Origin of the sequence: Kineococcus aurantiacus (assembly GCF_013409345.1) — a bacterium.
Lineage (GTDB): Bacteria > Actinomycetota > Actinomycetes > Actinomycetales > Kineococcaceae > Kineococcus > Kineococcus aurantiacus.
This window is the reverse complement of sequence record NZ_JACCBB010000002.1, coordinates 54562-68142: the sequence shown is the minus strand read 5'-3', so window position 1 is coordinate 68142 and position 13581 is coordinate 54562. Positions and strand designations below refer to the sequence as shown.

The 13581-nt window shown below is 66.1% G+C and carries 8 protein-coding genes and 1 pseudogene; 4 read left to right on the top strand and 5 right to left on the bottom strand.

Going from position 1 to position 13581, the window contains the following annotated elements; translation table 11 throughout:
- Positions 1-196: 196 nt before the first annotated feature.
- From BJ968_RS23270 to BJ968_RS23250, 5 genes and pseudogenes are all read right to left on the bottom strand, one after another.
- Positions 197-2857 carry an MGH1-like glycoside hydrolase domain-containing protein gene (locus BJ968_RS23270; protein WP_179757292.1) on the bottom strand — a complete coding sequence of 887 codons (2661 nt, stop codon included), beginning with the start codon at positions 2855-2857 and terminating at the stop codon, positions 197-199.
- Positions 2858-2957: 100 nt separating this feature from the next.
- A complete protein-coding gene (locus BJ968_RS27115) occupies positions 2958-4163 on the bottom strand; it encodes an MFS transporter (RefSeq protein ID WP_179757290.1) in 1206 nt (401 codons plus the stop codon).
- A 609-nt stretch (positions 4164-4772) separates the two neighbouring features.
- Positions 4773-5389, bottom strand: a pseudogene (locus BJ968_RS23260) (transposase); the annotation flags it as partial.
- Between the two features lie 89 nt (positions 5390-5478).
- Positions 5479-5727 carry a hypothetical protein gene (locus BJ968_RS23255; protein WP_179757288.1) on the bottom strand — a complete coding sequence of 83 codons (249 nt, stop codon included), beginning with the start codon at positions 5725-5727 and terminating at the stop codon, positions 5479-5481.
- A 737-nt stretch (positions 5728-6464) separates the two neighbouring features.
- On the bottom strand, positions 6465-7523 hold the full coding sequence (locus tag BJ968_RS23250) for a LacI family DNA-binding transcriptional regulator (RefSeq protein WP_179757286.1): 1059 nt from the start codon (positions 7521-7523) through the stop codon (positions 6465-6467).
- A gap of 232 nt (positions 7524-7755) precedes the next feature.
- On the opposite strand from BJ968_RS23250, the gene BJ968_RS23245 reads away from it, so the two are divergent.
- The 4 genes from BJ968_RS23245 to BJ968_RS23230 all read left to right on the top strand — a co-directional run bounded on the left by BJ968_RS23245 (position 7756) and on the right by BJ968_RS23230 (position 13562).
- On the top strand, positions 7756-9885 hold the full coding sequence (locus BJ968_RS23245) for a beta-galactosidase (protein ID WP_179757284.1): 2130 nt from the start codon (positions 7756-7758) through the stop codon (positions 9883-9885).
- Positions 9886-10130: 245 nt separating this feature from the next.
- The gene (locus BJ968_RS23240; RefSeq protein ID WP_179757282.1) at positions 10131-11480 is read left to right on the top strand and encodes an ABC transporter substrate-binding protein; all 1350 of its coding nucleotides are present in this window, start codon (positions 10131-10133) and stop codon (positions 11478-11480) included.
- A 178-nt stretch (positions 11481-11658) separates the two neighbouring features.
- Entirely contained in the window at positions 11659-12618 is a 960-nt protein-coding gene (locus BJ968_RS23235) for a carbohydrate ABC transporter permease (RefSeq protein ID WP_179757280.1), read from the top strand.
- 17 nt (positions 12619-12635) lie between these two features.
- On the top strand, positions 12636-13562 hold the full coding sequence (locus tag BJ968_RS23230) for a carbohydrate ABC transporter permease (RefSeq protein WP_179757278.1): 927 nt from the start codon (positions 12636-12638) through the stop codon (positions 13560-13562).
- The last annotated feature ends 19 nt before the right edge of the window (positions 13563-13581 follow it).

The window sequence follows — 13581 nt, the reverse complement described above, 5'->3', positions numbered from 1 at the left end:
CTCGACCCGGCCGCTCGGCCAGTCCGGGTGTCTGCTGACTCGGCTGCCATGCGTGCCTCCTGCTGTCCGACCCCGGCGCTGGTCGTCCGAGGAGCAGGATCGATCGAGACCTTCGACCCCGTGGCAGGGATCCGCCCGGGAGGCTAGGCACGAACGGTGTACGCCAACCGTCCTGGTCCGGGAAGGTTGCTGGGGATCAAGGACGACGACGGGCCAGGAAGTGGACGACGTAGGACGTCCACCCCTGGTGGCTCGTGCCCAGGCCTTCGCCGGTGTCGCCGTCGAAGTACTCGTTGAACGTGATGTGGTCGCGCCACAGCGGGTCGTCGGTGGCCTCGATCCGCTGCCCGTCGGCGGGGCGGCGGCCGTCGACGGGCCTGAACAACGAGACCAGATCGTCCTCCAGGTGCCGCGCAGCTTGAAGGAGGTCGATCCGTTCCCCGGAGCCGGGCGGGTACTCGACGGTCACGTCGTCGCCGAAGAAGCGCCCCAGTGTCCGCAGCCGGTCGGTGAGGATGATGTTCACCGGGAACCACACAGGGCCGCGCCAGTTGGAGTTCCCCCCGAACATCGGCCCGGTGGACTCACCGGGTTCGTAGGCGATCGACCACTCCTGTCCCTCGATCCGAGTGCTGATCGCGGCGCTCGCCGCCGCCGACAACGAGCGGATGCCGTGCCTGGACAGGAACTGGTTTGGATCGAACATGCGGTCGAGGACCCGCTGCAGCCGGGGCTTGTCGACCAGGGAGAGGATCGACTTTTCACCGTCCTCGTCGACCTTGGTCAGCAGCGGCAGGGTCAGGTCGGGGCGGCGCTTCTGCAGCCAGCGCAGCCGGGCCGTGAGGTCGGGGGTCTCCTCGGCGATCCAGGACGGCACGTCGGTGGCGCCGAGGATGGGCAGGAGGCCGACCATGGACGGCACGCGCATGGGTTCGGCGGTGCCGTCGGGGTGCAGCAGGACGTCGTAGAAGAAGCCGTCCTCCTCGTCCCACAGGCTGGTGTCGGTGGCGCCGAAGCTGGTCAGGGCCTGGGCGATGGACAGGAAGTGCTCGAGGAACTTCGTCGCGGCGTCCTCCCAGGCGGGGTCGTGCCGCGACAGCTCCAGGGCGATCTTGAACATCTGCTGGCAGTAGAAGGCCATCCAGCTGGTGGCGTCGGACTGCTCGAGCCGGTACCCGGGCGGCAGCTCGGCGGAGCGGTCGAACAGGCCGATGTTGTCCATGCCCAGGAAGCCGCCCTCGAAGAGGTTGGACCCGCTGGCGTCCTTGCGGTTGACCCACCAGGAGAAGTTCAGCAGCAGCTTGGTGAAGACGCGGACGAGGAAGCCCTGGTCCCGGTAGCCGTCGAGGCGGTAGACGTGCCAGGCGGCCCAGGCGTGGACGGGAGGGTTGACGTCGCCGAAGGCCCACTCGTAGGCGGGCAGCTGCCCGTTGGGGTGCATGGACCACTCGCGGCACATGAGGACGAGCTGTTCCTTGGCGAAGTCGGGGTCGACGTGGGCCAGGGGGATGGCGTGGAAGGCGAGGTCCCAGGCGGCGAACCAGGGGTACTCCCACTCGTCGGGCATGGAGATGACGTCGGCCAGGGACAGGTGCGTCCAGGCGACGTTGCGGGCGCCGCGGGCCTTGCGCGACTCGGGGGCCGGTTCGGTCTCGGGGTCGCCGCCGAGCCACTGGCGGACGTCGTAGCGGTAGAGCTGCTTGGTCCACAGCAGCCCCGCGTAGGCGCGCCGGGCGATGTGCCGGTCGGAGTCGGACAGGGCGGGGTGGATGACGTGGTCGTAGAACTCGTCGGCCTCGGCCTGCCGGTCGCGCAGGACGGCGTCGTACCCGGGCCCGAAAGTTCCTGTGGTTGGCACCTGGGAGGAGAGTCGTAGACGCACGGTCACGGTCTGACCGGGCAGCACCTCGTCGAAGGCGTACCAGAAGGCTGCCTTCGTCCCGCGCTGCGCCGGGTTGATGGCCCCTCGGTCTCCTCCCACGATGCGGCGGTCGACCCCGTCCTTGGTGTACTTCGTCGGGTTGCTGGCCGCGCCGAACAGTTCGACGAAGTTGGTCTCGTTCTCACAGAACAAGACGTCTGGATGTCCCTCGGCGCTCACGTGGTAATTGCCCAGAAAATCGTGCCGGCAGTCGACGGTGACGTGGTTGGGCTCTCCGATCTCCTGTCGTTCTGCTCGTGCAAGAGTGCCGCGGCGGCGGTCCCAGCCCCAGGCCCAGGTGTTGCGGAACCAGACCTGCGGGACGAGGTCCAGGGGGGCGGGGTCGGGTCCGTGGTTGGTCGCCGAGACGACCATGCACAGGTCGTCGGGCCCGGCCTTGGCGTAGGTGACCTCGACGTCGAAGAAGCGGTTCTCGTCGAGGACCCCGGTGTCCCCGAGCTCGTACTCGCGCTCGTCGCGCCCGCGGCGGGCGTTCTCCTCGCGCAGCTGCGCGTAGGGGAACTCGGCCTGCGGGTAGCGGTAGAGCCACTTCATCCAGGAGTGGCTGGGGGTGCCGTCCACGGCCCACCAGTACTCCTTGGCGTCCTCGCCGTGGTTGCCCTCGCCGTTGGTGAGGCCGAAGAGGCGCTCCTTGAGGAAGGGGTCCTTGCGGTTCCACAGGGCGACGCCGAGGTTGAGGAAGCCGAAGCGGTCGCAGACGGCCCCCAGGCCGTCCTCGCCCCAGCGGTAGGCCCGGGAGCGCGCCTGGTCGAAGGGGAAGGCGGTCCAGGCGTCACCGGTGGGGGTGTAGTCCTCCCGGACGGTGCCCCACTGCCGGCCGGAGACGTAGGGCCCCCACAGCCGCCAGGGACCGTCGGCCCCGGGGGACTCGGCCATCCGCGCGTGCTCGGCGCTGCGGTGCTGCGGCTCGTTCATTGGATCGTCCGAAGAGTGCGGTGTGACTGCCATGGTGAGACTCCAGGTGATGAGAGAGCGTCAGGTGTCAGTGGGATCCAGCCTGATGCACGCGCACGCGTTAACCATTGAGGGGCGCCGGTGGGCTCCCGTGTTCTGAGATGTCTTGCGGTCGCCGGGACCGCACCGCAGGAGCGAGGAAGAAGGCGGTGATGACTGCGCCCAGGGGGACCAGCATCGCCTTGGCCAGGCCGAAGTGCTCGTCGAGCACGCCCAACAGAGGAGGACCGACGAGGAAGGCCATACAACCGACCGTTGGGACCAGGGCCACCGGTGCAGCGGAGTCCTGGCCAGAGCTCCCCGCGGCTGAGATGACGATCGGAAAGGCAAGGGAGGCGCCGGCGCCCCACAGCACGACTGCCGCTAGTAGCGCAACCTGGCCGTGGCCGAACGACACGAGGACGATGCCGCTGGCGGCGGCCACCGCGCTGATCCGCAGTACGGGTGCGCGCCCGAACCGGGAAAAGAGAGCGCTACCGGAGAAGCGTCCTACCGTCGTGGTAACGGCGAAGATGGTGACAGCGCGCGAACCATCCACCGGGCGAAGTCCAAGTAGATCCACCACGAGCAGGGGCAGCCAGTCGTTCGCGGTGCCTTCGGCTGAGGCCAGCGCCAGCAGTCCGATGAGCAGCAATCGGCCGCGCTTCAGTGCTGGTGCACGTTCTTCCGCAACGTCCCCACCGACTGCCGATGGCCGGCGCCCACCATCGATCGAGACAACGCGAACGGTTGAGACCAGCACAGCCATGATCATTGTGCCGACGATCACGAGCTCAACCTGCTCCGGGACGTCGACAGCGGCCACAGTCAATCCCAGACCCGAGCTGGCCACGGTTCCCACGCTGTGGCAGCCGTGTAGGAAGGGTAGCAAGGGACACGCTCGAGTGGACTCGACCAGAGCCCCCTCGACGTTGACGGCGATCTCCGCCGCGTCCATCCCGAGCGCGAAGAGCACTGGAGCTGCTGCCGTCTGACCTGGTCCGACCATCGTGCCCAGCCCGACCATGGGCAGGCTGGCGGCCCTCGTGGCGATCCCAGCCAGTACCACCCGTCGGGCCCCGAAGCGGGTGATGAACGGACTGGATGACATGACACCGACCATCGAGCCCATCGACAAGCCGCCGCCCACGAGACCCACCTCGCCGGTGGAGGCTGCCAGCAGGTCACGGATGTTCGAAGTCCGGGCGACCCAGGACGACAACGCACGTCCGGGCAGCGCGAACAGAGCAGCTAAGCACCTCCAAGGTCGTCGGTAGAGGGCTTGCACGTCGCGTCCTCCGGCGTCCTAGGCCTTGGGCGGCGCTGCTGCTAATGCGAGCAGTGTCACTAACGATCGTTAGGTTACATGGTGTGTTCAAGATGACACTAGGAGGAGTAGGCGACTTGAGGGGAGTGACGATCTCGAAACCCTATGCTCCTAACGATTGTTAGGGTACTGTGGGCACTGGTCGATGACGACTGTGGTGCACACGGCGCTCCTCAACGACTCTGGTTCCATCGGGAGGCGGACGTACATGCTTGACGAATGGACAGGTGCTGCGCGAAAGGATTCGGCGCCGCAAGCGGGTCACTTCGGGTGGAGACGTCGATGAACTTCTTCGAGGCGCTGATGTACACCACTCGGGTACGGATGGGACTGGCTTGGGTGGAGCGCGACGGCGACCGGCAACGGCTGGCAGAGCAGGCACGGGGGGACGGGGCGACCCCTGAAGCCGCCTCCGCTCCTCAGGGCGCCGCTCCCCGCGGTGAACAAGCTCGCTGAGCTGACACGGCTCACGGCAAGGGCCAGTCGGGTCCGCCGCGTTTCTGAACGCGCACTTCGGCGATACGCCGAGGACCGTGAGGTCCATGACGAGAGATCCTCCAACAGCGGGCCTCACGACGAGGTCGGGAGTTCCCGGTAGCAGATCGACGCGCAGGCCAGTTGCAGTAAGCCCAGACGTAGATCGGCTCGAGCCCCGTAGCGGGTGCGTAGCCGTTTGAGCTGGTGCAGCCAGGCGAAGCCGCGCTCGACGACCCAGCGGATGCGGCCCAGTCCCGAGCTGTGGAGGACGCCGCGTCGGGCGATGCACGGGGTGATCCCGCGTGCGCGTAGCGCACGACGGTAGATGTCGTGATCGTCACCGCGGTCAGCGGACAGGTACCGCAGGCGCGGCCGGCCGCGGACACCGCGCACGATCGGGGAAGTGCCGACCAGAGGCAGGAACTGGGTGACGTCATGACGGTCGGTGCCGGTGAGGGTCACGACCAGCAGGACGCCGTTCGGGTCGGTGGGAAGGTGGTACTCAGATCCGTTGCGGGTACGGTCCACCGGTGGAGAGCGGGTGTGGTCCTCCTGAGGGCCCGTACGTGCGAGCCGTCCACGACTGCGGCGTCCAGGTCCAGCGTGCCGGCGGCGCACAGCGCGGCCATCGTGCGGTAGTCATCCGAGGTGGTGGAACCGGCGCGGTGGGCGTGGGGGCAGCGGTGGCTGCACTCGCTGCCACAGCCCATCGGGCACCAGCTGCGCGACTCGCTGCAGCATGGCCTCGTCGGTCATGCCGACCAGGCTGCGACAGCCTCAACAAGCTCACGACTCACAGTCAAGTGAGCTGCAAGGCTTCCTGCAGGTACCGGTAGGCGGTCTTCACGTTGACGCTGTCGTCGTGGGCCAGGTCGGCAACCGTGACGCGTTGACCCATGAAGCGCAGCAGCAGGAGCGCCTGCGTGAAGCAGCCCAGTGCCCGGCGGCTTCGGCGTGTGCTGATGCGGGTCCGGTGGGCGAACAGCAGACCGGCCGACGGCCTGGACCAGGACGCTGGGACGTCGAGGCTGGTACGAGAGGTGAGCACACAGGGTTCAGGTAGGTGCGGCGGATGGGGCTTGATCGCCTCGATTGTCTCGTCCAGGCCCTGTGCACCCCGGCGCCTTCGGTTCCCGGCCCGGAAGGTGCTGTCACGCGGTTGCTGACAACATCCAACAGGCGCTGACAACCGTGCGTGTTGCGTCGGGGTGGCCTCGCCTCTAGGCCCGGTAGCTCCTCGCGGCGACTCGGCAGCCGTGTTCGCTGCGCGCGGCGCAGAGCGACTCGACTGCCAAGTCCCGTCACGTCATCGGATCGACGAAGGCCACGATCAGCACTGACGTGGGTCGAGCGCCCGCGGCCAGGCCGGGGCCGATCGCAGGCCTTCACCGGTCGCTCATGGACGCCTTCTCTCCGCCTTCAGCGCCTTGACCTCCCCACTATCGGTGCAGCTGAGTCAGGGTCTTCAAAAACTCCTCTGGCCGAGATGATGGCCTCAGGAGAGTACTTGGAACACTGGGTCAACCTCGAGAAGCGCCTAGCGCGAACTGTTCGCCATGAAACGTCGACAACTGGACGGCCAGCTCCGCCACGTGCATCGTTGCGCACCTCCGTATCTAGCTTCATTCGAGCAGTGCCGCCTCAGCCGTCCGCCGGCCTGGCCAGTCCGTGCAGGCCACCGAGCCTTGTAGACCGTCTTGTCCATGATTACCGACGCGTGATTGCAAACCGCCCGACGACGGACTCCGACGACGAGGGGGTGATCACAGAGAAACGTCCAGTCCTTCACTCGCGGGCGGCACCCGTCGACTCGCGCACGATGAGCTGGGAGTGCTGCGAGGTCAGAATGGGTTCCTTCGCCCCCCGCATCACGGCCATCAGGCGCCGAACTGCGTCGTGCCCTTGCCTGCCGAAGTCGATGCGCAGTGTCGTCAGCGGCGGGCAGATGTACGCTGCCTCCGGGATGTCGTCCACGCCAGTCACGCTGATGTCATGAGGCACACGGAGACCGCGTTGGGTCACTGCCAGGATCGCCCCCAGAGCCATTTGATCGTTGGCGGCAACGATGGCGGTCACCGCTTCGGTGTCGAGAAGGCGTGTGGTGAGGCGGTGCGCGGAGGCGGCCGACCAGTCACCCTCCAGTATCAGCGCCTCGGGCAGGTCCGCTGCCCTCAGCGCCGCTTGCAGGCCCCGGACGCGGTTGCGCGAGGCTGACCATCCAGCGGGGCCACTAATGTGGGCGATCCGGCGGTGACCTAGGGCATCGAGATGGCTCACGAGGGCAGGAAAACCGGCAGTCGACAGCTGAGTCGGCTTTTGTGCAAGTCCATCGTCAGCTTCGTCGGCGGTCACGGCGGGAACGTCGAAGTGCGCATGACGCAGCGCGTGTGACATCTCGTCAGTCGCCGTCAGGACGAGCACCCCGTCGCACTCGCTGGCCTGCACACTCTCGAGGGCTGACTCCACCGCGGTGGTACTGGCGAGATCTAGACTGAGGATATCGAGAACGTAACCCAGGTCACGCGCGGCCACACTGGCCCCTTGCACGATCTTCCTGGGCCCGAACTGATCGATCTGGTGCGTCAAAGCCACTAGCCGCTGCGACCGACCCGTCCGCAAGGTCCGGGCCGAGCGGTTGGGACGGTAGTCGAGGAAGGCTAGAGCCTGCTCGACGCGTTCACGGGTCTGTGGGCGGATGCCTGCATAGCCGCTGAGGTAGCGGCTGACTGTCTGGTGCGACACTCCCGCTGCCTTGGCGACGTCGTAGATGGTCGCCGCCTTGGTCGGGATCTCCAGGTCAGTCGACTCAGCGCCATGCGCGGGTCCTGGGGACGTCGGTGACATCGGAGCTCCTGATGCGACGGGATAAGGAGCAGAGATGCTACAGCCGACGGTGAATAACGGTGCTATGGCCCGCAAGACCGGTGCGAACGTGCCCGTTGGACGGGCGAGCCGAGGGCCCACCCCCGAGGGGAGAACCAAAAGTCTCGATCGAGTAACGCTCCTTGTTATCGACAACATGGGCGTCTACAGTCGAAACGTCTCGTGAGCCCAACGATGAAGTGAGCCCGCTTCCATGACTGACTCCAGCAACGCCGGCGCCCCCTTCGCCGGCCTGCACCTAGGGGTGGCGTACTACCCCGAGTACCACCGCACCCCGCGTACCGACCGGGACCTGTCCCTGATGTCGGACGCCGGCATCACGGTCATCCGTGTCGGTGAGTCGGTGTGGTCCACTTGGGAGCCGCGCGACGGTGACTTTCACCTCGAATGGCTCACTCCCGTCCTGGACGCCGCTCACGCCCGCGGCATCCGCGTCATCCTAGGCACCCCGACCTACGCCGTGCCCCCCTGGCTGCAAGTTTCACACCCTGAGCTCGCCGGTGAGCGCCGGACAGGCCAGCGCATCCCCTGGGGAGCGCGCCAGGAAGTCGACTACACGCACCCGGCTTTCCAGTTCTACGCCGAGCGGGTCATCCGGCAGATCCTCGACCGGCATGCGACTCACCCTGCAGTCATCGGCTTCCAGGTCGACAACGAGCCCGGGCTGGAGCTGTTTCACAACCACGCCGTGTTCACACGGTTCGTGCGCTGGCTCAAGGCCCGGTACACCGACGTAGCCACCCTCAACGAGGCTTGGGGCTTGACCTACTGGTCACACCGTATCGATGACTGGGCCGAACTGTGGCGCCCCGACGGCAACACCTTCCCGCAGTACGACCTGGCCTGGCGAACCTTCCAGGCCGAGCAGACGCGTGACTTCATCCGCTGGCAGGTGCAGATCGTCGACGACTACCGCCGCCCCGAGCAGTTCGTGACCACCTGCCTGCAGTACCCGCGCCGAGGCCTCGACGAGCGGACAGTCACTGAGCCGCTGGATGTCGCCGCCGGAAACCCGTACTACGGAGTGCAGGACCACTTGGAGATCGGGGCCACCAAGAAGCAGCCGAACTACTGGACGACGACTGGAGTCCCGGGCCTGATCCGACAGGCCGATCGAATCTGGGCTTCGCGGCAAGCCCGCTACCTCGTGACCGAGACCAACGCCCAGTCGATCGGTACCATCGATGAGACGTTGCCGCCGTACCCGGGTCAGCTGCGGCAGATCGCCTGGACGTTCGTCTCCCGCGGCGCCGCGATGATCGAGTACTGGCACTGGCACTCCTTGCCCTACGGGGCCGAGACCTACTGGGGCGGTGTCCTGCCGCACAGTCTCGAACCCGGCCGCATCTACACCGAGATCTCCCAGATCGGTGCCGACTTCGCCGCGGCCGGGGTCACACTGGACGGTTACCGGCCGCAGGCCGACGTGACCCTGCTGTGGTCGACCCCGAGCCGGTTCGCGCTGCAGTTCCAGCCGCCGTTCCAGACCGACGGTCAAGCCGATGAGGAGTCTTACGAGCACCTCATCGACGCTTTCCACCGCGGGGTCGTCGACTCCGGCCGCCAGGCCCGAATCCTCCACGTGGAGCAAGCGGAACGCCTCGTCCTCGACAGCGGAGTCGAAGCTCTCGTTCGGGACCACCCCATCCTGGTCGCCGCTGGTACGCACTGCCTCAGTGATGCACAGCTTGCGATTCTCAGGCAGTACGCCCGAGCAGGTGGTCATCTCATCCTCACCCCGCGTAGCGCCTACGCCGACGAGGAAGCTCGAGCCCGGGTCGCAACCGCCCCCGCCGGACTCGACGGCGCGGCCGGTGCCCGGTACGAGGAGTTCTCTGTCATCGATGCGGAGGTGCCCGTGAGGTCCAGTCACCCGGCGCTATCCTTGACCGAAGACGCCAGCGCCCGCTGGTGGATCGACGGACTGATCACCACCGGTGCTCAGGAACTGGCCCGGTACCAGCATCCCCGGTTTGGTGATTTTCCTGCCATCACCACGCATGAATTCGGAGCCGGCCGGGTCACCACTGTCGGTTGCGTTCCATCCCCTGCGCTGGCAGCGGCCCTGATCGAATGGGCGGCGCCGCCCCCCTTGGCCAGCGCTCTGATCACCACCAGTGCGCCGGCCATCACCATCACCTCCGGGGAACTGCCCACCGGTGCGGTGGTGGTCACCGTCAGCAACTGGGGCTGGGGAAGCGCTGAAGTCCGCCTGGAACGCGCTGCTCGAGATCTGCTCGACACAACCAAGCACCACGATGGTGAGCAGGTCAAACTCGACGGCTGGGGAGTCCGCGTCTTCGTGTTCCAGCCTGGCTCGTGAGCCGCGGTCTTCCCTGACCCGATGACCGGCTGCCGTTCCACCGCGGCACCGACGCTCTTCGCTCCACCCACCCCACGACCTCCTCCCCTGCCCGCGCAAGGCAGCGGCAGGAAGACTCAAGATCACATGCCCAGGCCGAACGGGACCGTCCGGTACCGAACCGCCTAGTGGTGTGACCAGGCCTGCCTCCGCTGGCTCGCGGTTGAGACAGGTAGACCCCAAGATCCCACCTCGATGGAGAGATGATGAACCTCACCCGCCGATCGGCTGCTCAGCTGCTTGCCGGCAGCGCTGTCACCGGTCTCGCGCTCGCCGCGTGCTCCGACGGCAGCAACAACGAGACCGCCGCGCCGGTTTCCAGCGCCGATGCCGAAAAGGCGTTGAACACAGAGACGCAGCTCACGTACTGGACATGGGTGCCTGACATCGACAAGGAAGTGGCACTCTTCCAGGAGAAGTACCCCAAGATCAAGGTCAAGGTCGAGAACGTGGGGCAAGGGCTGGCGCACTACCAGAAAGTGCGCACCGCGTTGAAGTCGAAGGAGGGCGCGCCCGACGTCGTGCAGATCGAGTACCAGTACATCCCCTCGTTCACCGTCACGGACTCCCTGTTGGACCTCGCCCCACTGGGCGCCACGGACCTTGCTGGTGACTACGTCGGCTGGGTGTGGGAGCAGGTCAGCCATGACGACGCGGTTTGGGCGATTCCCCAGGACACCGGTCCCATGGGCAACCTCTACCGCAGTGACATCCTCGAGCGCGCCGGCATCACCACTCCACCGGAGACCTGGGACGACTACGCCACGGCCGCAGCGACCGTGCGGTCCGCGACCGGCTCGTACATCAGCAACTTCCCGACCAACGACCCTGCGCAGATTGTCGGCCTTCTCTGGCAGGCTGGCGTCAAGCCCTTCGGCTACGACGGCGGCCAGGGCGTCACCATCGCGGTCAACAGTCCGGACGCCAAGAAGGTGCTGGCTTACTGGCAAGACCTCATCCAACGCGATCTGGTCTCTGTCGATGCCGACTTCAACGACGCCTTTTACCAGGGTCTGAACTCGGGGAAGTACGCGGGTTGGCTGACCGCGGCATGGGCCCCGGTCTTTCTGCAGGGAACGGTCGAGAAGACGAAGGGCTTGTGGCGCGCCGCACCACTGCCGCAGTGGTCGGCTGGACAGAACGCTTCGGGCAACTGGGGAGGGTCCTCGAACGCCGTGCTGGCGACGACGGGGAACCGCATCGCGGCCTACGAACTGGCTAAGTGGATCAACAACGACGACGCCTCCACGCTCATGCTGGCCCAGGAGCAGTCCCTGTTCCCCGCGTCGACCGCAGTGCTCGAGGACACGACGTTCACGGGACAGGCCGTCGACTTCTTCGGGGGTCAGCAAGTCAACAAGCTGTTCTCTGACATCTCGAACACCGTTGACACCGACTTCCAGTGGCTTCCGTTCACCGACTACGCGTACTCGCAGTTCAACGACATCGTCGGCAAGGCGATCGGCGCCAAGGGCGACCTGAGCGTTGCACTTGATTCTTGGCAGGCGGCCCTCGAGAAGTACGCCAAGGACCAGGGCTTCAGCCTGAATGGCTGAGCTGGGGGCGACTCCGGGGAAGGCTCGCTCGTTCAAGCAGCGGACGGGCGTCCTTCTCCGGGAGGTCGTCACTCCTGTCTAGGGACGACGAAAACGGCAATCTACTGCTGCGTCGTCAGGAAGCTCCTGACGGACGACCAACTCCACCCCGAACGCCATCCCGAGCGATGAGGAAACCATGAGCACGTCCAGCGCCAGGATCCGCACAGGCGCGGCACACCCCACTCCTCGTGCGCCAGTGCGGCGCAGGAGGCTCTCAGCGGCTGAACGGCGCCGCGCCACGGCTGCCTACCTCTTCCTTGCCCCCTTCTTCATCGTGTTCCTCGTGATGCTGGTCGTACCACTGGGCTACTCCGGGTACCTCAGCCTCTTCGAAACGAAATTGGTCGGCGGGACGGCCTTCACCGGGTTGGAGAACTACCTGACCGCGGTGACCGACCCCACCTTCTTGGCGGGCGTGGGCCGCATGGGCCTCTTCCTCGTCGTCCAGGTGCCCGTCATGTTGGGATTGGCGCTGTTCCTGGCCCTGGCCCTGGACAGCGGGCGAGCGCGCGGCGGCGGCGTTCTCCGCTTGGTCTACTTCGTGCCCTACGCCGTTCCCGGAGTGGTAGCGACGATGATGTGGGGCTACCTCTACGGACGCGACTTCGGTCCCATCGCTCAACTGTTCGACGCGTTCGGCGCCTCCCCCCCAGACTTCCTCGCGCCCGGAACGGTCTTGGGCTCCATGATGAACATCGTCACCTGGGAGTACGTCGGATACAACATGGTCATCATGTACGCTGCCTTGCGGACCGTGCCCGGTGAACTCATGGAAGCAGCCGCCATTGATGGCGCCGGTGCTTTCCGCCAGGCGTGGAGCATCAAGATTCCTGCCATACGACCTGCGATCGTGCTGACCGTCATCTTCTCCATCATCGGCACCTTCCAGCTGTTCAACGAGCCCTCACTGCTGCAGGCTCTGGCGCCCAGCGCGATCTCGAACGGGTTCACACCGAACTTCTATGCGTACAACCTGGCTTTCGTGAACCAGGACGTCAATTACGCAGCAGCCGTCGCCTTCTTGCTCGGTTTGGTCATCGCCGCCATCTCCTACATCGTTCAGCTGCGCGTCAACCGCGCCGGCGCCGCGTCCTGAAGCGAATCGTGAGTATCATGAACACCACGTCCTCCTCTCCTCTGACCTCAGCTGGCACCGGCCCAGCCGATTCCCGGGCCGGCACCAGCAGGGCGGGGCGTCGTTCGAGCAACCGCCTGCTCACGATCTTGCTGTGGATGGTCGCGCTCTATTTTCTTCTGCCCTTGGTGTGGTTGCTGATCGCCAGCACCAAGAACAATGCCGATCTCTTCACGACCTTCGGCTTCTGGTTCGGCCAGGACTTTTCTTTGTGGAGCAACCTGCGGGACGTGTTCACCGCTCGTGACGGCCTCTTCCTGCGATGGTCGTTGAACACCGTCCTGTACGCCGGCGTCAGCGCCGGGGGTGCCACCCTTCTCGCCACGACGGCTGGCTACGCCTTCGCGAAGTACCGCTTCCCCGGCGATCGGATGCTGTTCAGCATCGCCCTCGGCGCAGTGATGATCCCGCTGACCGCATTGGCCCTACCCACTTACCTGCTGTTCAACGCCGCCCACCTGACCAACACCGTGTGGTCCATCATCCTGCCCTCGCTGGTCAGTCCCTTCGGGGTCTACCTCATGCGGGTGTACGCCGCCGATGCGATCCCCGACTCCCTGCTGGAGGCGGCCCGTGTAGATGGGGCAGGGGAGTTGCGCACCTTCCTGCAGGTGTCCGCCCGATTGCTGGCGCCAGGCATGGTGACGGTCTTCCTGTTCTCGCTGGTAGCCACCTGGAACAACTACTTCCTTCCCCTGATCATGCTGAACACCTCCTCGCTGTACCCCTTGACCGTCGGACTGGCTCAGCAGCAGGCAGCCAGCGCTGCGGGGGGCGGCTCCCAAGCCCTCTTCTCCACAGTGATCACGGGATCGACGGTCAGCATCATCCCTCTGGTGATCGCCTTCATCTTCTTGCAGCGCTACTGGCAGAGCGGACTGGCCAGCGGCAGCGTCAAGGAGTGACACCTGTCAACGTCGGGCC

Bases quoted from the DNA above. Each gene is read 5' to 3' on its own strand.
- BJ968_RS23230 (WP_179757278.1), top strand. From the start codon at position 12,636: ATGAACACCACGTCCTCCTCTCCTCTGACCTCAGCTGGCACCGGCCCA.
- BJ968_RS23270 (WP_179757292.1), bottom strand. From the start codon at position 2,857: ATGAACGAGCCGCAGCACCGCAGCGCCGAGCACGCGCGGATGGCCGAG.
- BJ968_RS23250 (WP_179757286.1), bottom strand. From the start codon at position 7,523: ATGTCACCGACGTCCCCAGGACCCGCGCATGGCGCTGAGTCGACTGAC.
- BJ968_RS23245 (WP_179757284.1), top strand. From the start codon at position 7,756: ATGACTGACTCCAGCAACGCCGGCGCCCCCTTCGCCGGCCTGCACCTA.
- BJ968_RS23240 (WP_179757282.1), top strand. From the start codon at position 10,131: ATGAACCTCACCCGCCGATCGGCTGCTCAGCTGCTTGCCGGCAGCGCT.
- BJ968_RS23235 (WP_179757280.1), top strand. From the start codon at position 11,659: ATGAGCACGTCCAGCGCCAGGATCCGCACAGGCGCGGCACACCCCACT.